The organism is Bacillus massiliigorillae (genome assembly GCF_000380245.2).
GTDB classification, from domain to species: domain Bacteria; phylum Bacillota; class Bacilli; order Bacillales; family DSM-1321; genus Bacillus_AD; species Bacillus_AD massiliigorillae.
Window position 1 is genome coordinate 905,935 of sequence record NZ_HG428741.1, and the last position, 23,811, is coordinate 929,745.

Below are 23,811 nucleotides of genomic sequence, written 5' to 3' on the forward strand. Positions count from 1 at the left end.
GAATATGAGATGGCAATAGTAAGTCTAACTTCTGAAAACCCATCGTTTTCATTTGTCATAAAGAAGAATCCAAATGCAGAGATGACATTGCGTGGTATAAGAAAAGGCATCGCCTGCGGATGGTATTCTGATGAACAAACCTATAATATTTATTTCAAAGATGGTGACAATGATATTTCATTTAAGCAATATCACCAAGAGTTCTATGAATACTTAAATCTTTCAAGATACAATACACCATTATTTCCTTTGAATGCTATTAATGAATTTTTTTCTCATCTTTTGAAAAAGAGTGACGAACGAGATGTATCAGGATATATTCATACTTTTAGCGTCAATATGGTGTATATGCAAGGTGAAAGATACTTCCAGATTTTTAAGAGACATTTTCAAGGATTTCATATTGAAGCAACACCAATTTGTCAAAATAACTATCAAATAAAAATTAGTACAAACCAAAGCTTACATAGTTTGCTTCAATACTCTATTTTATTTTTTCTCTTTTTAGCAATGATGGGCAAAGAGCATTTAGATGTGCCAGATGAATTAGCAAATAAGTATATTGATATTATGAATGAATTGAATAGTCCATATTTTATTCGCTATTTATTTGTGAAAAATGTTATTAAAGAGCGACGTCAATTTAAAAATCTTCGTCATAAATTAGAGCAATCTACAGAGGGGGTTTTGAAATTTCAATATGGAAGTACTGCTGACCAAAGAAAGCAAGCAATTGAACAAATGCTATCTTTCAACAAAGAAATAGTGGACATTGGTTGTGGTGAAGGAGCTTATGCTATTCCATTTGCTCAAAAGCTGGAGCAATACGAATATCATGCTATTGATATTGACAAAGAGCTATTACATATTGTAAGAAAGAAAATGAAACGTAAAGGAATTAGCAATATTACAACATACTCTGCTTTGGATTCTTATTTACAAACTTATGATAGTAAGAAAGTTGATGTGTTATTAACGGAAGTCGTTGAACATATGCAATTGGAGGAAGCTCGGGCAATGGTTCAACAAGTACTTAAAAGGATCACTTTTGATTGTTTTATTTTAACCACTCCAAATCGTGAATTTAATACATATTATGAATTAGAAGGCTTCCGACATGAGGATCATAAGTGGGAAATGACAACTGTTGAATTCCAACAATGGATTAAAGATATAGTAGGAGAATATAACGTAGAACTGTCATTTCTGGAAATTGGTGATAGTGTCAACGGTATTCATACAACTCAAGGTGTTGTCATTAAGAAAGTAGGTGATTCACAATGATGATTACAACGAATATGCATACTATTTTTCTTATGGTAGGTGCATCCGAATCGGGTAAAACGACTTTTGCTAAAGAGATATTAATGCCACAATTACAAATGGAGCATGAAAATAAGAATTATCGAAGCAATGTACAGTATATCTCTTCAGATGAAATAAGACAGCAATTATTAGGGTACAACTATCACAAACATAGTCAAATTATGCTGGAAAGTAGTAAGCAAGCCTTTGAATTATTATTCCAAAGATTACGAGCTGTAACAGCATTTCCTATTAATGCTGACTTTGTCATTGTGGATACGACAGGTTTGTCTGATGACTTCAGAGAAGAAGTAAGACAAGTTGCACTTGAGCATCATTATAATATTGAAGTGATCCTTTTTGACTATGACGATTATAAAGATTATTTCTCAACAAATTGTGATAAGAAAATTGTAGAGAACCATGTTCAAAGGTTGAAACGTGACGTGATGAAGAGTTTAACAAGAAAGAAATATAATGCTGTTCATCGTATTAAAGCAAAGGATTTCTATAATTGGGATCGACGTGAAGCGAACCCTTTATACACGGTGGACATTCGTAATTGGGAACAATATGCTTTTCATTTATTGGATCATGATTATCGTTATATTGTTATTGGTGATGTGCATGAGAGCATCGATGATTTAAAAGCGTTATTAGTACACTATGGATATGTAATTGATGGACAGACGTTGCATGGAACGGAAAAAACAAAGCAGTATCGAATTATTCTTAATGGAGATTGGATTGATAAAGGTCGCCGTACGAAAGAGACGATTGATTTTATTTATCATAATCAAGAGCATTTTTTATTAGTAAAAGGAAATCACGAAAACTTTGTTTATAAATATTTAAAGGGTCAATTGAAAGGAAATATGGTCGGCCAAGAAACGATTGAAAAGTATTTTACAAGTATTGAAGTTCTAGAAGATGATGAAGAATTAAAGAAACTGTTTTATTCTTTAGTTGAGAATTCAAGAGAGTTTTATCGATATATTGGTATCGATCGATCATCCTATTATGCAACTCACGCTCCTTGTGAGAATAAATATATAGGTAAAGTGGATGCTACTTCATTACGAGAGCAACGAAACTTTAGAGTAAATCGAGATGAAGCTCTTGAGCCACAATTACAATTTATGAAAGAAGAATCGTCATCCAATGCTCCATACCATATATATGGTCATGTTGCCTGTAAAGAAATAGTAACCATAAATAATAAAATCAATCTTGATACAGGATGCGCAGATGGTAATAAGCTATCTTCTGTTATGATTCGTTACAACAGACCTGTATTTAAACAAGTAAAATCAAAGCAAGCTATTAGAAAAGAGCTTCCTTTATTATTTGCTAAAAAAGAGAATGTAGCGATTGAAACTTTAGATGCAAATGATCAAAGAAGATTAGAGTATATATTAAAGAATAAAGTCAATTATATATCGGGTACGATGTCTCCGGCCGATAAGGATGAAGAAAATGATGTTTTGGAATCATTGCAAAAAGGATTGCGTTATTTTAAAAAGAAAGGCATAGAGCAAGTCGTTTTGCAGCCGAAATATATGGGATCACGTTGCAATGTCTATTTACATCAAGATTTAGAACAAAGTTATGCGGTTAGTAGAAACGGATATAGAATCAATAATATTGATATAACACAAGCTTTGCAGGAGCAACATAATAAATTTATTTCATATATGCAGGAGCAAAATATTGAACTAATGTTGTTAGACTGTGAGTTAATGCCGTGGCGTGCTTTAGGCGAGGGTTTAATTGAAGAACAATTTAATAGCTATAGTAAAGCTATTGATACAGAAATTTCTTTTCTACAAAACACTGGTTTTGAGATGAAGTGGCAAGAATTATCTACAAGTTATCATAACAGTCATTTTGAGCAAGATTCTAAAGAGTTATCGAAAAAAGAACTTGTAAAAAAATATGGACCTATGTATCAAACGTATAAAAACATGAAGGACTTTCAGTATGTAGCTTTAGAAGAACAAGTACATTCATTAACAACTTTTAATGAACAGTTGGATTACTATGCTAAAAAAGGTCAGGTTACATTAAAGCCATTTACTATTTTAAAGATAGTTAAACAGGATGGCAGTGAAGAAAGACCGTTTTTAAAAGCTTCAGAAATGTTCTCCTTTGTTAGTAATGATGATTTTCATATAGTTGATTTCAAGGATGAGCACTATTATGAGAAAGCTCTACAATTCTTCAAAACGTTAACGGTAGACCGTCATATGGAAGGTGTTGTTATCAAGCCTGAAGCTATGAAGAACGGTGTAGTTCCATTTTTAAAAGTGCGTAATGAAAACTATTTAACTTTAGTGTACGGATATGATTACAAATTACCGCATAAATATAGTAAGTTAATTAAACAAAAAAACACGGCAGTTAAATTACGAACTTCATTAAAAGAGTACGCATTAGCAGAGGAAATGCTGTCGTATAAATGGAGTGAGATTAGTGTAGATAACACAGCCTATAAGCAGGTTGTGGCAAATATGCTTTTTGAAACGAAAAAGGAAAAAGAAATTGATCCAAGGCTGTAAGAGAGAGGGGTGAGCATGAGATGCTCACCCTTAATTTGTGCATATTTCTATGTTTTTGTAATTAATGCAGCTTGTTTTTGACGAGAAGTATACCATTTCCCAGTCAATAATATAATGATTGACATTACCTCTAAACCACCAGCTAATAATAAAGCCAATTTAAAATTGCCTGTGTATGAAGCGAGGCTCCCACCGATTGTTGGGCCTATCATTTGGAAGAAGGCGTAAACGGAAGTGATAATCCCAATAACTTTATGACTATTCGTAGGAGATAATTGTCGAGCATATGCTGTACTCATTGTAGTAATTCCCATGAAGGTTAAACCGAATAGAATGGCAGCCACGAAAATACTTAATATGGATTGTGAGAAAACAGGTAATACTACACCGATGATTTGTAGTACGAAAGCAAAGCAAAGGGTATAAACGGCATTGTGTTTATTCATAATGGAAATCCATAAGAAAGTGGATGGAATTGCTGCTATACCTACTAAAACCCATGTGTACGATGAGAAAGATTGCAGAGAAGGAATACTATGAACAATTTCCACAATAAATGTTGCGGTCACAATGTACCCGAAGCCCTGTAAGCCATAAGCGATAATGAGCCATGGAAGGTATCTATTCAATGTTCCTTGATTATCTACAATCCTTTCTGAATGCTTAATAGGTTGCAAGCTTTTCCAAAGAAAAATGGCGATAGCTCCCAATAAAATTGTAAGAAGTCCTAAGCCAATCCATGTTCCTTTCCAAGCGAAGAAAGTGTGTAAGAGTGGTACAGAAAGACCTGAGATTACAATACCTATTCCTACTCCACTATAGATAAGACCAGACCAATGTGCGAGCTTTTTTGAGGCTAAATAATCTAGCATAATACTTGAAGTTAAAACAAAAATGAAGCCGCTCGAAATACCAGCCAAAAATCGAAGAATAAACCAGATTACAAGATTATCAGTCATGCCCATAAATAAAATAGAAAAAATATTAATAATGATACTCCATAACAATATATGTTTCTTGTTACCTCGAATAATTCCAGCTAGTAATGCGCCAGCTAAATAGCCAATATAATTACTTGAAGCGAGATAACCTGCAGTACTCGCAGAGAATCCAATCGCATCTTTCATTAAAGGAAGTATAGGTGTGTAAGCAAACCGACTTATCCCCATCGCGATAATTAGAAACAATATTCCACCTATGATATATGAAAATGATTGTTTATTCATGGAAAATCTCTCCTTTTCTTAAGATTGATTATAAAGTAAACTGAATATTATGGATAATGAATGATTATGAAAGAACCTATCACTATTATTGATAGCAGGCGGTGGGAAGATGGATTTTTCAAGTTTAGAGGTGTTTCGAACAGTAGCGAAGGAAGGAAGTATTTCAAAGGCGGCTAAAGCATTACAATATGTGCAATCAAACGTTACGACAAAAATTAAAGCGCTTGAAGAGGAATTAGAAACTGTGCTATTTCATCGACATAGCCGAGGCGTTACATTAACATCATCTGGTCTAACCTTATTAAACTACGCGGAACAAATTCATTTTCTTATGCATGAAGCAAGGAAGGCTGTGCAGAATTGTGATATTCCACAAGGTTCTGTTAGTATTGGTTCAATGGAAACGACAGCTGCAGTCAGATTGCCGAGTATATTAGCAAGTTATTCTCGTGAGTATCCTAATGTAGAGATTTTATTAGAAACAGGAACAACTGCTCAAATGATTGAGAGTGTATTATCGTATGAGTTAGAAGGGGCATTTATTGGTGGAAATGTACAACATCCTGATTTAATGGCTATTCCATATGTAGAAGAAGAGCTTGTGCTTGTTTCCGCTGCTCATTGTGAAGCGATTGATTATGAAAATACGAAGCTACTTGTTTTTCGAAATGGATGTACATATCGTACTAAGCTTGAAAAATGGTGTCTAGATCATGGCTTAGTTTCATCAAGAATTATGGAGTTTGGATCGTTAGATGCTATTATCGGCTGTGTGTCAGCGGGAATGGGTATATCTCTTGTTCCGTATTCTGTTGTATCAGATAAACTTGCTACTGGAGAGTTACGTGGTATTCACTTACCTAAGGAGTATGCTTGTGTTACAACAAATTTCATTCATCGAAGAGACTTATTTAAAACAACAGCATTTCTTAAACTTTTAGAAAAATGCGAAATAATGAAATGAGAGTAGTTGTTACAAAAAAACGAGCCCAAAATTGAGTAATAGATACTCATTTTAGGCTCGTTTTTTTATAATTTACTTAAATATTTTTGTATGGTTTCCTCATCCATTGGTCCAACAACCTTTTGCTGAATTTTTCCTTTTTCATCAATGAACAGGCTTGTTGGAATGGTCATTATTTGGTAGGTGCTTCCAACAGCTCCTTGTTCATCTAGAAGAATAGGGAATGTAAGTTTATAATCATTAGCAAAATTATGAACCGTTTCAATGCCTTTATCTTGATTTGTTAAATTTACGGCAATTAGAGTAACATCTTTGTCTTTATTTTTTTCATAAAAGTTCTGCATATGTGGCATTTCAGCTTTACATGGAGGGCACCAAGTTGCCCAGAAATTTAAAATGACTTTTTGACCTCGTAAGTCAGATAATTTTATGGCTTTCCCATCTAAAGTATTTAGAGTAAAGTCAGGAGCCATTTGTCCTTGTTCATTTCCAATTTTAGCAGATGGTGTTGATGATACTTCAGCGGTTGAGTCTTTTTCTGTTACTTCTTTGTTCTTACCATTATGTTGCCATATGTTAATCCCAATCAATAATATGAAAGCAACGAGAATAAGTGTATTAAATATTTTTCTTTTCACGATTATTGTTCCTCCACTTTCAATGTCTTTAATACGAATAGGGCGACTCCTAAGCAAAGCATCAAAATATCGGTAGTCGACAGTCCGTTAAAAAAGCTTAATAAAATAGCCTGTACTAAAATGAAAAAAATAAACATTTGATTTTCATGCGCAAGCTTTACTTTCATATAAATCCATATGTATGCACTTAAAATAAGTATTTGAATGAAAGCAGCTATGTAATGGCTTGCAAAAGCTTGCTGAATCATTGAATAGATGGTGATGAAAAGGAAATAAGCTGGAACTATGTCAATACTTAGCATATGTGTTTTTTTGTTCGTAATCCTCATCATATATAGCGCTAAACCTAAGATTGCAAATATTTGTCCCTTCCAGCCTCCATCAAAATAAACAATGGATAGAGGTGTTTTCATAAATAAATCATATTGAAAAATAATATAGCTTCCTTTATAGATGATTATATAAATTATAATCGCATTGAAATACCAATCACCTATGCTTTTCTTCATAATGACTTTGTACATGAAGGAAACAGCAAAAATAGTAATAAAGAAAGTTAGTAACTCAACTTGTAAAGTGAAATTTCCGATTGTTATAGCATTCAAAACAGATCTCCTTATGGCGTTATATGAAGAATATATAAAATGTATTCCCTACAACAAAAAGCGGTGGTAGAGAATACATTAAAAAATACCTAGTGTAGTATTATTTTATAAAAAATTGAAACTGATAGAAAGTATTATGTTTTTGAATGAGTAATTTAAATCATGAGCGCAAAATATATCATTTTTGGATAGCGTAAACATCCGCATCTTTCAATACTTCGATGATGGTGTGGGCTAAGATTTCTCCGGCAGTTTGTGGCGCAGTCTTACCCGGTAGGCCAAGAGGCCAAAGTGCTTTAATATGATGTTTGTTTGCAAATTCAAAGTCTGTACCACCTGGTTTTGAAGCGAGATCAATAATAAGTGAATTTTTATTCATGTTCGTAATCACTTCGGCGTTAAGTACTAAAGAAGGAATTGTATTAATGCATACATCGTATTGAGAAACTTGTTCGAGTAATGTTTCTGCTGTAATTGGTGTATAGCCCATTTCTATTATGCGTGCTAGGTGGGCTGGTTTTCTTGCCATAACACTAACATTTGCGCCGATACTTGAGAAAATCCGTGCTATAGTAAACCCAATCCTTCCGAAACCTAACACTAATACTTTGGATCCATGAATGGTTCTTGTTGTATGTTGTATAGCTAGCATTAATGCTCCTTCTGCTGTTGGAATGGAATTCAAAATAGCAATATCATCTCTTTCGAAGAGAGCAATCATTTTTCTTTTGTTAACTGAAAGTAATTCGGAAATAAAAGGCGTTTTCACTCCCGTTAAAATGAGACAATCCTCTTTTGTGGAAGAGAGGAAATCCTTTGAAATGATTAATTCATTGTTTGAATAGGATGCTTCTATTTTTCCGTTTATATCAATACCTGGTACAGGAAAAAGAATAACATCAGCTAAACTGAAATCCATTTCATCTAATTTCAGTCTCGTTATATTGTCAAAAGGAAGAGATATATTATCGAAGCCAATTAGAAACAATTTTGCCTCCAATGTATAAAGCGTTTTAATGACTTCTATTTGTCTAGCATCTCCACCAATTAAAACAATCTTTAAGTCTTTTAACATTTTTTTCACCTCGGTAGTAATACATTAGTTTAAAATATGTATCTCTTTTGTTATGTAGCACTTTTAAAGAAAACGACTGCGCAAAAGATTGAATTTTAAAACTTTAAGAAAAGGTATTGCAAAATATAATAAAACCATATATATTATTAATTGTCCTTAAGTTGTTAAATAAGTTACGAACTTACAAAGTTGTAAATAACTTATTGATAATATACAATATTGAACAGTTGGTCAAGTAGTTGGGGAGACCCTTTATTACCTCGGTAATACAGGTTTTAGTCCGTATTTTTGGAACTATCCATTATCAACTTTTAATTATAAGCTAAAAAAATGGAGGATTAGCTCAGCTGGGAGAGCACCTGCCTTACAAGCAGGGGGTCGGCGGTTCGATCCCGTCATCCTCCACCATATATATCGTCGCGGGGTGGAGCAGTTCGGTAGCTCGTCGGGCTCATAACCCGAAGGTCGCAGGTTCAAATCCTGTCCCCGCAATAAAGAAAAACCGTCACCGGTCCTTTTCAAAGTGAGTAGATTTCTTGAATTTATTTCTACCGCATGGCAGGTGTAAGGTTTTATAAATGGTCCGGTAGTTCAGCTGGTTAGAATGCCTGCCTGTCACGCAGGAGGTCGCGGGTTCGAGTCCCGTCCGGACCGCCATTTATTTTGCCGGTGTAGCTCAGTTGGTAGAGCAACTGACTTGTAATCAGTAGGTCGAGGGTTCGACTCCTTTCGCCGGCACCATTTGTATTATTAGCCTGGAGGGGTAGCGAAGTGGCTAAACGCGGCGGACTGTAAATCCGCTCCTTAGGGTTCGGCAGTTCGAATCTGCCCCCCTCCACCATTTCTATATTGATAAATGCAACATTTATTTGCGGAAGTAGTTCAGTGGTAGAATACAACCTTGCCAAGGTTGGGGTCGCGGGTTCGAATCCCGTCTTCCGCTCCAAGTAATTATGTTGCCGGGGTGGCGGAACTGGCAGACGCACAGGACTTAAAATCCTGCGGTAGGTGACTACCGTACCGGTTCGATTCCGGTCCTCGGCACCATTTATTATTATAACTATATGGAGGTATACCCAAGTCCGGCTGAAGGGATCGGTCTTGAAAACCGACAGGGGCTTAACGGCTCGCGGGGGTTCGAATCCCTCTACCTCCTCCATAGTTTTTCTCAATTTAATATGCGGATGTAGTTTAGTGGTAAAACCTCAGCCTTCCAAGCTGATGATGAGGGTTCGATTCCCTTCATCCGCTCCAATTTATCTGGTAATGATGGCGAAGAGGTCACACCCGTTCCCATTCCGAACACGGAAGTTAAGCTCTTCAGCGCCGATGGTAGTTGGGGGTTTCCCCCTGTGAGAGTAGGACGTTGCCAGGTAAGGTAAGAGATCAGTTGTTGTAACTGGTCTCTTTTTATTGGGCATGATTTCTCGTAGTGCAGTAGATGGAACTCCTTCATCTATTATTGTATAATGTATTAATTGTATTAATAAATTCTTTGAGTGCATTAGATTGATAGGCGTTTCTTCTAGTAATGAAGCCAATATTCCATTCAATGATTGGACTTTTGATTGGAATCGAGACGATTTCTACTTGATTTAATTTGCTAGCTAGAATTCGTGGAACAATAGCAATTCCAAGTTGTGCAGATACGAGTTCTAAAATAAGGTCCCATTGAGTGCTTTCGAATGCAATGTTAGGGTTGAATCCAGCGTCTTTACATGCGTTCATAATTAAATTGTGTAAAGCAAACGATTTCGCGAACATAATGAAGGATTCATATTTTAAGTCTAATAATGAGATAGTGTGTTTGTTAGCCAGATGATGTGTAGAAGAGACGCATAAACAAAATTCATCTTGATAAATAGAAGTTACTGTTAGTTGATCATTCATAATAGGTAACACAATTAATCCAATATCTAAACCCCCTTTTTCAACAAGTTTTTCAGTAACTGGTCCACTGTCTTCTTTTATTTCTAGTTTTACGCCGGGATATTGGTGACTAAAGGCTTGAGCAATTTTAGGAAAGAAAACCGCTCCAATAATTTGAGGAAGTCCGATTTTAATATGTCCTGTTACTAAATTGGACAAGTCATTTATTGAGACAGATAAATTGTCTATAGATAAAAGAATTGCTTTACTTTTATCAAAAACGATTTTTCCGGCATCGGTTAAACGTAGATTTTTACTTGAACGATCAAGTAATATGACATTTAACTCTCTTTCTAATCTTTGAACAGATTTACTAATAGAGGGTTGAGCTATAAATAATAATTCGGCTGCCTTTGTGAAACTATGAAATTCAGCTACTTTCATAAAAACCTCTAAATCTTTAAATTGAACACTCATATTATCTCCTCATTATTCCATTTTGGAATAGTTACTATCCTAATTATATATTTCACTTCATAATTGAATGCGTTTACAATCAAGTTAATAATTGAAAGATCGGTTACACGATGCTTATTTAGTATAGAGTATCATACATTTATTTAAGACAGATACGAAAAGCAATTTTCGAAGTAATTGTTAAAAAAGAAACGGAAGGATGGGAATTATGGAGAAAGTAAAGCGATTTAAAGTAGCAGTTGTACAAGCTGGCTCTGAAATAATGGATAAAGAAAAAGGCGTAAGAAAAACAATTCGATTGCTAGAAGAAGCAGCAGAACAAGATGCAAAAATCATTGTTTTTCCTGAAGCATTTATTCCAGCCTATCCAAGAGGCATGTCATTTGGTGCGGTTGTTGGAAGTAGATCGGATGAAGGAAGAAAAGATTTTTTAAATTATTGGCGTAATGCAATTACTGTTCCAGGTCCAGAAACAGAGGAAATTGGAAAAGCGGTAAAACAAACGGGTGCATACGTAGTGATGGGCGTTATCGAAAAAGATAGTGAATATAGTCAGGGAACTTTGTATTGTACGGCATTGTTTTTTGGACCGAATGGAGAATTGCTTGGAAAGCATCGGAAGTTGAAACCAACAGGATCAGAAAGACTAATTTGGGGAGAGGGAGATGGCAGTACTCTTCCTGTTTTTGACACACCATATGGAAAAATTGGTTCATTGATTTGTTGGGAAAACTATATGCCATTAGCAAGGGCGGCCATGTATGCTAAAGGTGTCCAAATTTATATAGCTCCAACAGCTGATCCACGTGACTCATGGCTGGCAACTATGCAGCATATTGCTGTAGAAGGAAGATGCTTCGTACTATCTTGTAATCAATATACGACGAAGGAGATGTTTCCGGAGGAAATTGCTTCAAGAGAAGAGTTTAAGCAGTTGCCAAATGAATTAAGTCGTGGTGGTAGCTGTATTGTTGATCCGCTAGGCAATTATTTGGCACAGCCTGTATTTGGAGAAGAACGAATTATTTATAGCGAAATTAATCTTGATAAAATAGCGGAAAGTCATTTTGATTTTGATGTGGTAGGGCATTATGCTAGACCAGATATTTTTCAATTGGTTGTAAATGAGAAAAGACAGGATAGTGTTGTGTGGACAGAATAATGTTTTCAAGACAAAAATAATGTTATTTTTTTCAAAAATGTTAATATAATCAGATATGGAATCTGAGAGTATTGAAATCATTACTAAAATACATGTTGTAGTGTGGGATGAAAGACTTTCGCTAAAGTTTTTCATCTTTTTTGTTATTAGTTAAGTTTCAAACCTTCGTCTTCCTTAAAAGAATTTAAGATGAAAGGTTTATAGCATTATGATGTACAAAACACATATTATTACGGGCTTAGCTGCTGGTGCTGGTATAGCAGCTACACAAGCCAGTGGCTCGTTTGCTTTTACAGTAACGTATGCAGCGGGTATTACACTGGGGAGTCTTTTGCCTGACTTGGACCAACCAAAATCGTTTGTAGGTCAGCGTTCGTTAGGATTAGCTAAAATTATTAGTAAATTATTTGGTCATCGAGGCTTTACACATTCATTAATGGCATGGTGTATCGTTACAGCTATTTGTTTATTGTTTACTTCAAATTTCACTATTGGTATATCATTAGGGTACTTATTTCATATTGTTGGCGATTTTTTTTCAGTATCGAGTGTACCGCTTTTTAAACCATTTTCTAATTTTCGTCCGCGAAATATGTGGTTTTCATATAAAAATGAAAGTTTAGCAGAAGAGAGTATTAAATATATCGCTATACTTATATTTATCTATTTCTTTATTGTTCATGAGTTATATAAGCCATTTAGTTTTTCTATCATAACGAATTTGAAAGATGTTTTTGGAATGATAGTTAATGTAATAAGTGCTTATTTTTTATGAATATAAAACATTATTTACATAGTGCGAATTGTCGAAACAAAATTGTTGCACATACAAAATATTAATGTTAGTATAATTCAAAGTTAAATAAAGATCACATGTGACTGATTCGATCAGGCATGGAGGTACAGTAGATGCTAGGATATAGCTGTCTATTGAGCCCCCATGCCTTTTGTTCGTTTATTTAATGTTATAACCGATGTTTAATAATTATCAGGTTAATAATAGGGGGATTAGAAATGTTAGGAAAGTTATTCAAAAAAGCAAAACTAGAAATCTTTACACCGGTGAATGGAGTAATTGTTCCGATAGAAGAAGTTCCAGATCCTGTATTTAGTCAAAAAATGATGGGGGAAGGTATTGCAATTATACCTAGTCAAGGTAATGTCGTATCACCAGTTGAAGGAGAGATTATTCAAATTGCTCCGACAAAACATGCCGTTGGTATTCTGGCTAAGGATGGGACAGAAATCTTAATCCATGTTGGATTAGAGACAGTTGCGCTAAAAGGAGAAGGTTTCACTGTACATGTAGAAGTTGGTGAAAAAGTTTCTGCTGGACAGTTATTAATGAATGTGGACTTGGAATATATTCAAACACATGCTAAAAGCATTATTACACCGATTGTTATTACAAACAGTCAAACTAGTGATAAAAGCCTTACGTTCACGAGGGAGAAAGAGGCTGTTGCTGGTCAGACAGTAGTGATTTCTGCTTCACAAAAGTAGGAATGATAACGAATCATTGAGATGAAGGAGATGGGTTCTGGTGAAGATTAGAAGAATTTTGAACAACAATGCTGTAGTGGTAATTACAGAAGGGCAACAAGAGCAAATAGCAGTTGGAGCCGGAATTGCCTTTGGAAAGAAGAAAAATGATATCGTTAGTGCACTCAAAATTGAAAAGCTTTTTGTTATGAAGGAGAATAAAAAATTTGAACAGTTGTTGAGCAGAATACCAGAAGAGCATTTTACAATTTCCGAGGAGATTATTTCATATGCGGAAAGTCAAATTGGCAATAAACTCAACGAACATATTCACATTGTACTAACCGATCATCTTTCGTTTGCAATCGAAAGGGAGCGTGAAGGCATTCAATTAAAAAATAAGTTATTGCAGGAAATAAAAATACTGTACAAAAAAGAATTCGAAATTGGTTTATGGGCAATTCAACATATTAAAGAAAAATGTGGCGTCGAAATGTCAGTTGATGAAGCGGCTTATATTGCCCTTCATATTCATACAATGAAGCTTCAAGGAGGTGATTTACATCAAACTGTGAGAGAAACAACGATTGTAAGAGATATGGTGCAATCGATTAAGAGAATTCTTAACATCACATTTGAAGAAGACGATATTTCTTATCAGCGATTAACAACACATTTGCGTTTTGCATTATCAAGGTTAAATCATTATGAGCTTCATATGATGGATGATGAAATGCTAGCTATGATTAAGAAAAAATTTCCTCTTTCATATAGCTGTGCTTCTGAAGTGGCAAGGGAAACATTCCTTATTCATGGTGTGGAATTACCTGAGCAAGAGTTAGGATATATCGCTCTTCATATTGAGAGATTACGAAAAAAATAGAAGTAAAGAAGCTATTTCAAATAGTATAGTATGTTTTTATGAACTTTTACTGATTATGTTATTTTCAAGTGTTCAACGAGCAGGGAGAAATTTTTTTAGGGAGTGGTTGAAATGAAGGCTTATTTACAAAAAATTGGTCGATCATTGATGTTACCGGTAGCAGTGTTACCTGCTGCAGCAATATTAATGGGGATTGGTTATTGGATTGACCATGATGGATGGGGTTCAGGCAATCCAGTAGCTGCATTTTTGATTAAAGCAGGTTCATCTATTATTGATAATATGTCTATTTTGTTCGCTGTTGGTGTAGCGTTAGGGATGTCAAAGAATAAGGACGGGTCAGCAGCCTTAAGTGGCTTAGTAGCTTATTTAGTTGTCACCACATTATTAGGTGTAGATTCAGTAGCTATGTTACAGGGAATTGATGTGGATAGTGTTAACCCAGCTTTTGCAAAAATCGGAAATCAATTTATTGGTATTATTTCAGGGTTAATAGCTTCTGTTATGTATAATCGTTTTAGTCATGTGAAATTGCCAGATGCTTTAGCATTCTTTAGCGGTAAACGATTAGTTCCAATTATGACAGCGGTTGCAATGTTATTTGCGTCAGCTATTTTATTTTTCGTATGGCCAGCTATATTCAACGCATTAGTTAGTTTCGGTAAGGCTATTAGTAATTTAGATTTTGTTGGTGCTGGATTATATGGATTCTTTAATCGTTTATTAATACCAACAGGTTTACACCATGCTCTAAATTCTGTGTTCTGGTTTGACGTAGCGGGGATTAATGATATCGGTAATTTCTGGAGTGGAGAAGGTACAAAAGGTGTTACAGGTATGTACCAAGCTGGTTTCTTCCCAATTATGATGTTTGGTTTACCAGCGGCAGCATTAGCAATCTATCATACTGCTAAACCATCCAAGAAAAAGCAAATTGCAGCATTAATGATGGCAGCTGCTTTTGCAGCATTCTTTACTGGGGTTACAGAACCACTTGAATTTGCATTTATGTTTTTAGCTCCTATGCTTTTTGTAGTACACGCTGCATTAACAGGTCTTTCTTTAGCAATTGCAGCATTTTTTCACTGGACAGCGGGCTTTGGTTTCAGTGCTGGATTTGTAGACTTTTTCTTAAGCTCTAGTCTACCTTTAGCAAATAAACCATTTATGTTAATTCTGCAAGGTCTTGTATTTGCTGTAATTTATTATTTCTTATTCCGTTTCTTAATTATTAAATTCGATTTGAAAACACCTGGTAGAGGTGATGATGATGACGAGGAAAGTGATGATTTTGAAGCAAGCAAAGAGGGTGCAACTGTGGAAAATAAATTTGCATTAATGGCAGCTCAAATATATGAAGGCTTAGGTGGAGATGCGAATGTTACATCGGTAGATAATTGCATTACACGCTTACGATTAGAAGTGAAAGACATGAATGCAGTCGATCAAAATAAAATCAAAGCAACAGGTGTACCAGGTATTAACATTGTAGGGCCTCAAAGTATTCAAGTTATTGTGGGAACACAAGTACAGTTTGTTGCGGATGAAATAGAAAAAATCCGAAAAGCATAATGAAAAAAACACAGCCTTGAATGTCAATTTTCGAGGCTGTGTTTTAATACCAAGAATAAAATATTTTTATAGTATCTTATATTCATAAAAAGCTACTAAATGATGATTAATCTCTTCTTGTTTTATTTTTTTAAACCCTTGTGCTTCGTAGAAATGACATAATTTAGAACGATTAGCTAAGCAGTCGAGTCTTAAATATTGTTTATTATGATGTTTAGCCTCTGATTTTGCCCAACTAAGTACTTGCTCGGATAGACCAGTTTTCGCAAACTTTCTACGAATGGCAAGCTTATGTAAATACAAAGAGTCACTGTTTTTTTCATGAGGCCAATAAATATGATCTTCTTCTTGAAGTATTACAGTCGCTGCTTCTTCATTATTAATACAGGCAAGGTACATTTCTTCTATTGTATAGCTCTTTAATAATCCTTCATTTGTTATGTCATTAATATCCCATAATTCCTGACCTGTACTGTTAACCCATTCTGTAGCTTCAATTAGAATAGATGAAAATGTATTCAGTTCACTTGCATTAATTCCTCTTATATTTAAGTCCATTATTTTCTTCTCCTTCTATTGAAACTAATCCCAGTGATTAAAGATAATTTCTCCAATCGTTTCAGGATTCCAAAAAACAATTTCTTCTAATTCAGCTTCATTGAATTGATAATCATTTTGAAGCATCCACTTTTCTGCGTCAAGTGATAGATTTAGAGGTTTATTTAATTCTGTGGTTTGTAAAACCTGATAGAAAGGAGAAAACTCTTGAACGAGTATAGGCTCGTCAATGAAATCTATATTGTCATATTTAGCAACACGAGCAAAAGCAAGCAATGGATAATGTACGTTTAGCAAAATATGAAGCTGTTTCTGAAAAATCTCAACTTGAACATTGTAATAATTCATTGGAAACTGAGGCTCTATAAATTTAATGATTTTCCCATCATTCCGATTCATACAATAATGAAGGATTTGTTTGAATTGCTTTCCGTCTACTTGAGGAGGCTTTGTCTCTTCAGAAGTAAAAAAACAGTTGCACCTTTTGGAATTTTCATTATGTAATCACTACTTTCTGTTTATAAAGATGTCCTGGTTCATGAATCGTTAACTGCTTAATTATATCTTTAATGGAAGGAAGCTTGTCGGTCCATTTTATGGGAACCTAACAACTTGAATAACAGTATATTACAGCAAAAGGGAGAGTTAATGATTGATAATCTATAATGAGTGAGCTATAATTTCAGATATAGTCATACGTGATTAATTATAAAATAACTATACTAGCTTTCATGCTATGATTTAATTTAAATTGAAGGAAGGAAGAATAAAATGAAAACGAAAAAGTTTTACCGGTTCTTTTTTTAGTTATGTTTTTGGTGATGGTTGGCTTTGGTATTATAATCCCGGTTCTTCCGTTCTTGGCTGAAAAAGTGGGAGGTAGTCCTACTGAACTTGGTCTTTTAATGGCAGTATATTCATTGATGCAACTATTTTTTGCACCAGTATGGGGACGTGTATCTGATCGGATTGGACGTAAACCTGTTATGATGATTGGGATTGCTGGATTAGCTGCATCATTTTTCATTATGGCAACAGCACATTCTTTATGGGTATTATTTGTAGCAAGAATAGTAGGGGGAGCATTATCAGCTGCGAATATGCCAACTGCAATGGCATATGTAGCAGATATTACAACGCCTGAAGATAGAGGTAAAGGAATGGGTATCATCGGAGCGGCAACTGGACTTGGCTTTGTGTTTGGTCCAGCAATCGGTGGTATATTCTCTAAATCAAGTTTAAATATGCCTTTCTATATTGCAGGTATTTCTTGTGTGGTTACACTAATTTTAGTTGCCGTATTATTGAAAGAATCACTTACTAAAGAAAATCGTGTTCTAGAAGCGCAAAAGAAAGATTCTATGTGGAAAGCTTTCCAAGGACCATTATCCATTATGTTTATTTTACAATTGATTATTACACTTTCTTTAGCGGGGCTAGAAACAACATTTGCTTATTTTGCAGCGAAGAAAGCAGGAATTGATACTGTTCAATTGGGCTATATTTTTATGATTATGGGATTTGGTAGTGCAATGGTTCAAGGTGGATTAGCTGGTAAAATGACAAAGAAATATGGAGAAGGAGCAGTAATTCGCGTTGGTATTGTTGTTTCAGCGATAGGCTTCCTATTAATCTTGTTCTCTCACAATTTCTGGACATCTGCTGTTTTCTTAACTATTTTTGGATTAGGAAATGGTGTTATTCGCCCAGCAGTATCAGCGTTGCTGACTAAAAATTCGACTTCTGGTCATGGTAACGTTACAGGATTGCTTTCATCTTTCGATTCACTGGGAAGAATTGTAGGTCCTCCATTAGGTGGCTGGTTATTCTCAGTTTCAATAGGTTTACCATATATTTCAGGTGCAATTCTTTCCGTTTTTGCGCTTTTACTGTACCAGATTTATCATGTGAAAGCTCGAAAAATGAAAGCTGCGGCATAAATAGTATTTTTATAAATGATGTTAGTAAAATTTCTAAATAATTATATCTTATATTTGAAAGTCACAAGACGATTAGCGGTAGTTATTTTAATCGTTTTGTGGCTTTTTTTGTTTTTAAAATAAAGTTTTGTATTTGAAAAAACATGATTTGTATGACAGTTGGGTAAAGTAAATGGAGAATTTATCCCGTTCTAATTTATCGCTAAGACTCCCACTTCAACATCGCAGTAAAACGAAGATGTGTAAGCAGGTGTCTAAGCGCCAGTACGAACCCGATTGGCTAAACTAATAATCGATGGGGGATGGACGAACTCCCCACCGAATAATGTTTCGCTTTATCATTTTATATATAAAATACGTCAACGAGAGCTGTAAAAGGAGTTTCATCTATGAGAAAAGTATTACATATTTATGGATTGGATTGGCGCCGAATTTCTCGATCGAAGGCAGCGATCTTTTTAATCATTGCATTAATGTTTTTACCTTCGCTTTATGCATGGTTTAACATTAAAGCACTTTGGGACCCGTATGGGAACACGAAAGGGATAAAAATTGCGGTTGCTAATGATGATGTAGGCACCACGGTAGAAGATAAAAAGCTAAACATCGGAAAAGAATTAGTGAAAAAACTAAAGAAAAACGAGAATCTAGGATGGACGTTTGTGAGTAAGGAAGAAGCAGACTCAGGAGTTACAAATGGCAATTATTATGCAAGTTTATATATTCCGAAAGACTTCTCTGAAGCATTGTCGAGCATTTTAAGTGAAAAGCCAAAGAAAGCGGAAATCGTTTTTACAGTAAATGATAAAATTAATGCCATTACTCCAAAGATTACAGCAACCGGTGCTAATAGTATTACTACACAGGTGAGCCAGGAATTTGTTGATACAGTTTCACGCTCCTTATTAACAGCTTTTGATAAGATTGGAATTGAGCTTGATAAAGATTTACCTACTATTCGTAAACTCGAGAGTAAGCTCTATCAAATTCACGATGCTCTGCCACAAATCAACTCATTTGGACAACAAATGATACAACTTGAAAAAGAGTTGCCTACTATTCAAGCCAAAGCAAATAAAGTAGTTGGCCTAACAAGTCATATTCCGGAAATAAATGCAGCTGGGCAAAGTATATTGAAAATTCAAGGAGCTTTACCGCTTGTGGACCAAGCGGGGCAACAAGTGTTACTGCTGCAGGGGAAGATACCTGAAATACGCAAAATGGCTGAGAAGGTCAATGAATTTAATAATAATTTTGGCATTGTAAAAGATACATTGAATAATGGTTTAACGGAAGCAAATCAAGCGATGGATGTCATTCATTCCACTCAAGCGTTGCTACCAAAGATCGAACAGTTGGCTAAAGATAGCGAAAAATATGTGGCTATTGCGACGCAATTTACAGATAGTCTAAGTGCATCATTTGATGAAATAGCTAACGCTGTGCGATTAAATTTAGTGCTTGTTAATCAAATTGCTAAAAATACGGCTATCATTACGGATCAATTGTTAGATACAAATATTTCTCCAGAACAAGCAATGTCATTTTTGAATAGTGTGAATGATTTATTGGATAAACAACAAAAAGTTCTACAAAATCAAATTGATCATATTCAAGGATTAATTGATCAAGGTATAGCGCCTGACCGTATGAAAGATCTAAAGCAACGATTACAAAACATTAATAATCGGGTGCAAGAGCAGCAGAAGCTTGTCCAAAATGCCATTTCAATACTTCAAAATAATGGGAATCAACTGCCAACAATATTACAAAACATAAATACTGAAGCCAAGAATATTCAACAACTTACAGATAATGTTTTAGTAAATTATGATAGTACATATTTGCCAGCTATACGAGATGGTTTAAATAAAATAAAAAGTGATATTCAAACGGCGAATGATGTTGTTATTGCAGCACAGAAACAGCTTCCGAATGTGAAGAATCTCCTTGGTGATACGGAAAAGACGCTGCAAGCAGCTACTGCTATGCTGAAGAAATATCAAGAAGAATTACCTCAATTGGAAGCAACCTTACAGAACGCGACTAATTTAATAAATGATAATTTAGGTAAGGTAATTGATGAAGTAAATTACGCAGCGAATTTTTATAAAAACAACTTTGACGCAATGAGAAATCAAGTTAATAGAGGTAGTGAGTTTGTCAAAAAAGATTTACCTAGTTTAGAAAAAGATTTGCAACGTGCTGCCCAATTAATTAAAGAGAAAATGCCAAAATTAGTTGAAGCGGTACATATGGCAGGTGATTTATCACGAACAGAGCTACCGCAACTGACAAAATCAATTAATTCAGCTACAGAAAAGCTTAATGAGTCGAAGAAAAAGATTAGTATTGAAGAAGTGATTGACCTACTTAGAACAGATATAAAAGCAGATAGTGACTTCATGGCTCATCCAGTGAAATTAAAGGAAATCAGAGAATTCCCTGTGGCGAATTATGGCTCAGCTAGCTCACCTTTCTATACTGCTTTGGCGATTTGGGTTGGTGCTTTATTGCTCGTATCCATGTTATCAGTGGATGTTCATATGCCAAGAGAAATGTATAAGCCACATCATTTTTACTTTGGTAGAGGTTTAACATTCTTAACAATTGCTCTTATACAAGCAACGATTGTATCGTTAGGAAACATATATTTACTCGGTGTTGATATTCATATGAAGCTTGCTTTTGTGCTATTTAGTCTGCTAATAAGTTTCGTGTTTGTGACGATTGTTTATACATTAGTATCTATTTTCGGTAATATTGGGAAAGGTCTTGCAATTATTATGCTTGTATTACAAATATCAAGCTCTGGAGGTAACTTTCCTATTGAGGTTTCTGCACCGTTCTTCCAACATATCTATCCGTTTTTACCTTTTACTTATGCTGTAAAGCTACTGAGAGAAGGTTTAGGTGGAGCTATTTGGCATAATGCGATTACCTATATGATTGTGTTAGTTTGTATTGCGGTGATTTTCATTATAATTGGAACAGTGCTTAAGAAGCCATTAATGAAGGTCGTTGATCGATTTTCGGAGAATGCGAAGAAAAGCAAAATTTTTCATTGATAAAAAAAGATGGGGGTGTCCGAAAAGTGAATTTCAATCACTTCACGAACGCCCCTTTATGTTCTTTTATTTAAAATCATTTGCGAATCAATCTCTTATTTGCCTTTATGGTTGATATGATATTTTCATATCTCCATCGTAAATGATTAGTGATTTTGGTTGCACAGTATCTTTATTGTATTTATATGGAATTCCACTAAAGTTAGCAACTACTTTAATGTTATTTCCATACTCTGTTTTTTGTACGAGGTGATCGTCTGTTAGAGTTTTAAAATTAGTCATTTCTTTGTTAATGACACTTTTGCTGAACTTTGACCAAACTTTTGTATGTGCGGCCATCTTTTTGCCGTGTTTTTCCCATTCGAATTTATCAATATGATACATTGGTGGGACATTATATAAAATTTCATATAGCATACGATTTTCTATTTCATCAATAATTTTAAATGTCGACCAATCCCAATGGTAGGATGTGATGACAGAGTCATTATAAACTAATTTATATAGAGGGAGCTTATAAGTAGGATCTAAGAAAAATTTTTTATACTCTTCTTTCATTGGGATTTGTTTCGTAACTTTTTCAGGTGCTCCTCCTCTTGAAGAGTAGTAGCGGCCCATATAATATTGACTGTCTTTATTTTTCTTCATGTCTTCATCCATCCAAGAGAAAGCGGGTAATTCTATTCCGTGAGCAAAAGCAATTGTTGAGGCTGCGAAATCATTTCCACCTTCCGAACCAATTACCATCTTCTTAGCATCTCTGATGTATGACATTCTCTCTAATCGTGCCTGCAAATCTTCTTGCTGTGTGGTTATATGATTTTTTGAATAATCATCATAAATTTCACCTGTAGCATCGCAATCAATAAACCATGAATTGAACGATATCCCTGTATTCAATATAGATTCAAGTCTTCCTTGAACAGATGGTAATGATAAAGTCGGGTTTAATTTTCTACCAACATTTTGGAAGCCTGAAAGCTTTTCGCCATCTTTTCCTTCAATGGTGGCTTTATCAAAAAGCTTTGTATCTTTAAATGTGGCAGAATGCCATTTTTCTTTACCTGGTTCATGAATGGAATGATATGAGTCATATGGTCCCATTAAATAACCACTGCTTGTTGCATAATTAACCATTTCAGGCTTTATAAAACCTTGTATCCAATTGTCTAAGCCGAACCAAGCTTTATCAATGCCTGCATCATTTATTTTTTTTACTAAATCAAGAGTTCGGTCATTTGCCCATTCATCAACAGGTGAAAAAACAGATGGTAAATTATTTTGAAGAGCACATTTATTTAGTTCAATCATTTCTACTTCATTTAATTCTTCAATGTCTTTTTGCAAAAGTCGTTCCATTTTTTTGTCGCTTTTTGTGAAAATATCTTCCTTATAAAAAGAAGGCATTACTAGAGCTTTACTTAACATCTGTGAGATTGTATTTTTTTGATAGTTATCTACATAATCTTGTTTTGATACTTCATCCATGATATTAACGGCTTCTTGGCCTTCTTCTATCTCTTTAGATAGAAACTCTTTTACATAAGTCATTGTTTTACTTGAGAGTTGCTCTCGAAAAGCTTTCCAAATGATATCGTTTTCTGAAATGACAGTTGTATCCCATAAATAAATATGTGGAGCGCCATATAACATTTCAATGTTTTTATTTTCTTTTGCTTTTTCCTTTAGTGTTTTAAATTCACCTTTTTCAACAATGTAGCTTTTATAGATTTTGGCAAGTTGTACAGGATCGTTTTTCGCTACATAAATACGAAACCCATATTCTTTCTTTTCGTTAATGCTAGGAAATTCATGAGTGAATGTAAACGAGATATTGTCTTTCGTATTAAACTTCAACGTACTATTAAAAGCTTCTTTCATTACGTATAGCGTAGAATACTGCTCGTGATTTACTGCGAAAAAACCCATTGAAAGTGACTCAATTGCATGCATTTCGCTTCCATTTAAATATTTTTTCCAATGCTCATCCTGACTTGGAATCGTTCTTCCTTCTCCAATTGGTAGCATATAATTCTGACCTTCTACAACAGGCCATGAAAAACTTGATTCTGAATCCTTCGTTGATTGAATCATTACATCAAGATAGTCTTCTTTTTTCTGTAATGAAATTTTTATATCTTCTTTCGGATATGTCCATGAAGAATGAGACTCTTTATTAGTAAAATCACTAACTTCTCGCTTCTCTTGTGCCTTCGATACAATCTCTGTTTTTCCATTGTGCTCTACAACTACTTCAAACGTTTCAGGGTTTACCTTATAAGAAAAATCTAAACCTGATACTTTTTGAAATGCCTGTTCATTTTGTGTTTTATCTGTACTATTGGAACAGCCTGCTAAAGGTGAAGCTAACAAACTTGTCGCAATTAATATGGATAATATTTTTTTCATACTATCTACCTCCAAGAGAT

Annotated in this window: 18 protein-coding genes, 9 tRNA genes and 1 rRNA gene; 20 read left to right on the forward strand and 8 right to left on the reverse strand. The window is 34.7% G+C overall.

Annotation, left to right across the window (positions count from 1 at the left end; genetic code table 11):
* Nucleotides 1-9 precede the first annotated feature (9 nt).
* Both TX86_RS04225 and TX86_RS04230 read left to right on the forward strand, forming a co-directional pair.
* Complete coding sequence (locus TX86_RS04225) at nucleotides 10-1,284, forward strand: class I SAM-dependent methyltransferase (protein WP_042346553.1); 1,275 nt, start codon at nucleotides 10-12, stop codon at nucleotides 1,282-1,284.
* The gene (locus tag TX86_RS04230) at nucleotides 1,281-3,863 is read left to right on the forward strand and encodes an AAA family ATPase (protein WP_042346555.1); all 2,583 of its coding nucleotides are present in this window, start codon (nucleotides 1,281-1,283) and stop codon (nucleotides 3,861-3,863) included. Before TX86_RS04225 ends, TX86_RS04230 begins: the two co-directional genes overlap by 4 nt.
* Before the next feature lie 47 nt (nucleotides 3,864-3,910).
* On the opposite strand, the gene TX86_RS04235 is transcribed toward TX86_RS04230, so the two are convergent.
* Entirely contained in the window at nucleotides 3,911-5,089 is a 1,179-nt protein-coding gene (locus TX86_RS04235; protein WP_042346556.1) for a YbfB/YjiJ family MFS transporter, read from the reverse strand.
* A 109-nt stretch (nucleotides 5,090-5,198) separates the two neighbouring features.
* Between TX86_RS04235 and TX86_RS04240 the strand changes: the two genes are divergently transcribed.
* Entirely contained in the window at nucleotides 5,199-6,053 is an 855-nt protein-coding gene (locus TX86_RS04240) for a LysR family transcriptional regulator (protein WP_042346558.1), read from the forward strand.
* A gap of 65 nt (nucleotides 6,054-6,118) precedes the next feature.
* Here the strand turns inward: TX86_RS04240 and TX86_RS04245 are convergent, their stop codons facing one another.
* From TX86_RS04245 to dpsA, 3 genes are all read right to left on the reverse strand, one after another.
* On the reverse strand, nucleotides 6,119-6,691 hold the full coding sequence (locus tag TX86_RS04245; protein ID WP_042346560.1) for a redoxin domain-containing protein: 573 nt from the start codon (nucleotides 6,689-6,691) through the stop codon (nucleotides 6,119-6,121).
* A gap of 2 nt (nucleotides 6,692-6,693) precedes the next feature.
* The gene (locus tag TX86_RS04250; protein ID WP_042346562.1) at nucleotides 6,694-7,296 is read right to left on the reverse strand and encodes a hypothetical protein; all 603 of its coding nucleotides are present in this window, start codon (nucleotides 7,294-7,296) and stop codon (nucleotides 6,694-6,696) included.
* A gap of 178 nt (nucleotides 7,297-7,474) precedes the next feature.
* Nucleotides 7,475-8,371, reverse strand: a complete 897-nt coding sequence (gene dpsA, locus TX86_RS04255; protein WP_042346563.1) for a dipicolinate synthase subunit DpsA — start codon at nucleotides 8,369-8,371, stop codon at nucleotides 7,475-7,477.
* A gap of 332 nt (nucleotides 8,372-8,703) precedes the next feature.
* Between dpsA and TX86_RS04260 the strand changes: the two genes are divergently transcribed.
* The 10 genes from TX86_RS04260 (at nucleotide 8,704) to rrf (ending at nucleotide 9,746) form a co-directional block, all read left to right on the forward strand.
* Nucleotides 8,704-8,779: transfer RNA gene (locus tag TX86_RS04260), tRNA-Val, on the forward strand.
* Nucleotides 8,780-8,789: 10 nt separating this feature from the next.
* A tRNA-Met gene (locus TX86_RS04265) sits at nucleotides 8,790-8,863 on the forward strand.
* A gap of 88 nt (nucleotides 8,864-8,951) precedes the next feature.
* Nucleotides 8,952-9,028: transfer RNA gene (locus TX86_RS04270), tRNA-Asp, on the forward strand.
* A gap of 8 nt (nucleotides 9,029-9,036) precedes the next feature.
* Nucleotides 9,037-9,112 (forward strand) — tRNA-Thr (locus TX86_RS04275).
* Between the two features lie 16 nt (nucleotides 9,113-9,128).
* Nucleotides 9,129-9,212, forward strand: a tRNA-Tyr gene (locus TX86_RS04280).
* 30 nt (nucleotides 9,213-9,242) lie between these two features.
* Nucleotides 9,243-9,317 (forward strand) — tRNA-Gly (locus TX86_RS04285).
* Between the two features lie 12 nt (nucleotides 9,318-9,329).
* Nucleotides 9,330-9,418: transfer RNA gene (locus tag TX86_RS04290), tRNA-Leu, on the forward strand.
* A 19-nt stretch (nucleotides 9,419-9,437) separates the two neighbouring features.
* A tRNA-Ser gene (locus TX86_RS04295) sits at nucleotides 9,438-9,530 on the forward strand.
* Between the two features lie 21 nt (nucleotides 9,531-9,551).
* Nucleotides 9,552-9,625, forward strand: a tRNA-Gly gene (locus TX86_RS04300).
* 5 nt (nucleotides 9,626-9,630) lie between these two features.
* Nucleotides 9,631-9,746, forward strand: a 5S ribosomal RNA gene (rrf, locus tag TX86_RS04305).
* Between the two features lie 77 nt (nucleotides 9,747-9,823).
* On the opposite strand, the gene TX86_RS04310 is transcribed toward rrf, so the two are convergent.
* Complete coding sequence (locus TX86_RS04310) at nucleotides 9,824-10,717, reverse strand: LysR family transcriptional regulator (protein WP_042346564.1); 894 nt, start codon at nucleotides 10,715-10,717, stop codon at nucleotides 9,824-9,826.
* 208 nt (nucleotides 10,718-10,925) lie between these two features.
* Between TX86_RS04310 and TX86_RS04315 the strand changes: the two genes are divergently transcribed.
* From TX86_RS04315 to nagE, 5 genes are all read left to right on the forward strand, one after another.
* The gene (locus tag TX86_RS04315; RefSeq protein ID WP_154663046.1) at nucleotides 10,926-11,879 is read left to right on the forward strand and encodes a carbon-nitrogen hydrolase family protein; all 954 of its coding nucleotides are present in this window, start codon (nucleotides 10,926-10,928) and stop codon (nucleotides 11,877-11,879) included.
* 208 nt (nucleotides 11,880-12,087) lie between these two features.
* The gene (locus TX86_RS04320; RefSeq protein WP_042346567.1) at nucleotides 12,088-12,654 is read left to right on the forward strand and encodes a metal-dependent hydrolase; all 567 of its coding nucleotides are present in this window, start codon (nucleotides 12,088-12,090) and stop codon (nucleotides 12,652-12,654) included.
* A gap of 239 nt (nucleotides 12,655-12,893) precedes the next feature.
* Entirely contained in the window at nucleotides 12,894-13,382 is a 489-nt protein-coding gene (locus TX86_RS04325; protein WP_042346569.1) for a PTS sugar transporter subunit IIA, read from the forward strand.
* A gap of 40 nt (nucleotides 13,383-13,422) precedes the next feature.
* Nucleotides 13,423-14,244, forward strand: coding sequence for a PRD domain-containing protein (locus TX86_RS04330; protein WP_042346572.1), 822 nt, complete (start codon nucleotides 13,423-13,425; stop codon nucleotides 14,242-14,244).
* A gap of 111 nt (nucleotides 14,245-14,355) precedes the next feature.
* Nucleotides 14,356-15,816: an N-acetylglucosamine-specific PTS transporter subunit IIBC gene (nagE, locus tag TX86_RS04335; protein WP_042346574.1), complete on the forward strand. Its 1,461-nt coding sequence runs from the start codon at nucleotides 14,356-14,358 to the stop codon at nucleotides 15,814-15,816.
* Nucleotides 15,817-15,882: 66 nt separating this feature from the next.
* On the opposite strand, the gene TX86_RS25620 is transcribed toward nagE, so the two are convergent.
* On the reverse strand, nucleotides 15,883-16,374 hold the full coding sequence (locus TX86_RS25620) for a GNAT family N-acetyltransferase (RefSeq protein WP_052343530.1): 492 nt from the start codon (nucleotides 16,372-16,374) through the stop codon (nucleotides 15,883-15,885).
* Between the two features lie 24 nt (nucleotides 16,375-16,398).
* Nucleotides 16,399-16,722: a hypothetical protein gene (locus TX86_RS04345; RefSeq protein WP_230203563.1), complete on the reverse strand. Its 324-nt coding sequence runs from the start codon at nucleotides 16,720-16,722 to the stop codon at nucleotides 16,399-16,401.
* A gap of 461 nt (nucleotides 16,723-17,183) precedes the next feature.
* Between TX86_RS04345 and TX86_RS04350 the strand changes: the two genes are divergently transcribed.
* Entirely contained in the window at nucleotides 17,184-18,314 is a 1,131-nt protein-coding gene (locus TX86_RS04350; RefSeq protein WP_042346576.1) for a tetracycline resistance MFS efflux pump, read from the forward strand.
* A gap of 389 nt (nucleotides 18,315-18,703) precedes the next feature.
* Nucleotides 18,704-21,382, forward strand: coding sequence for a YhgE/Pip domain-containing protein (locus TX86_RS04355; RefSeq protein WP_042346577.1), 2,679 nt, complete (start codon nucleotides 18,704-18,706; stop codon nucleotides 21,380-21,382).
* A gap of 105 nt (nucleotides 21,383-21,487) precedes the next feature.
* Here the strand turns inward: TX86_RS04355 and TX86_RS04360 are convergent, their stop codons facing one another.
* Nucleotides 21,488-23,791, reverse strand: a complete 2,304-nt coding sequence (locus TX86_RS04360; RefSeq protein ID WP_042346580.1) for a glycoside hydrolase — start codon at nucleotides 23,789-23,791, stop codon at nucleotides 21,488-21,490.
* Between the last annotated feature and the right edge of the window lie 20 nt (nucleotides 23,792-23,811).

Coding starts and splice junctions, on each gene's coding strand:
- TX86_RS04225 (WP_042346553.1), top strand. CDS start 10: ATGGCAATAGTAAGTCTAACTTCTGAAAACCCATCGTTTTCATTTGTC.
- TX86_RS04230 (WP_042346555.1), top strand. CDS start 1,281: ATGATGATTACAACGAATATGCATACTATTTTTCTTATGGTAGGTGCA.
- TX86_RS04235 (WP_042346556.1), bottom strand. CDS start 5,089: ATGAATAAACAATCATTTTCATATATCATAGGTGGAATATTGTTTCTA.
- TX86_RS04240 (WP_042346558.1), top strand. CDS start 5,199: ATGGATTTTTCAAGTTTAGAGGTGTTTCGAACAGTAGCGAAGGAAGGA.
- dpsA (WP_042346563.1), bottom strand. CDS start 8,371: ATGTTAAAAGACTTAAAGATTGTTTTAATTGGTGGAGATGCTAGACAA.
- TX86_RS04310 (WP_042346564.1), bottom strand. CDS start 10,717: ATGAGTGTTCAATTTAAAGATTTAGAGGTTTTTATGAAAGTAGCTGAA.
- TX86_RS04315 (WP_154663046.1), top strand. CDS start 10,926: ATGGAGAAAGTAAAGCGATTTAAAGTAGCAGTTGTACAAGCTGGCTCT.
- TX86_RS04320 (WP_042346567.1), top strand. CDS start 12,088: ATGATGTACAAAACACATATTATTACGGGCTTAGCTGCTGGTGCTGGT.
- TX86_RS04325 (WP_042346569.1), top strand. CDS start 12,894: ATGTTAGGAAAGTTATTCAAAAAAGCAAAACTAGAAATCTTTACACCG.
- nagE (WP_042346574.1), top strand. CDS start 14,356: ATGAAGGCTTATTTACAAAAAATTGGTCGATCATTGATGTTACCGGTA.
- TX86_RS25620 (WP_052343530.1), bottom strand. CDS start 16,374: ATGGACTTAAATATAAGAGGAATTAATGCAAGTGAACTGAATACATTT.
- TX86_RS04345 (WP_230203563.1), bottom strand. CDS start 16,722: ATGAATTATTACAATGTTCAAGTTGAGATTTTTCAGAAACAGCTTCAT.
- TX86_RS04350 (WP_042346576.1), top strand. CDS start 17,184: ATGTTTTTGGTGATGGTTGGCTTTGGTATTATAATCCCGGTTCTTCCG.
- TX86_RS04355 (WP_042346577.1), top strand. CDS start 18,704: ATGAGAAAAGTATTACATATTTATGGATTGGATTGGCGCCGAATTTCT.
- TX86_RS04360 (WP_042346580.1), bottom strand. CDS start 23,791: ATGAAAAAAATATTATCCATATTAATTGCGACAAGTTTGTTAGCTTCA.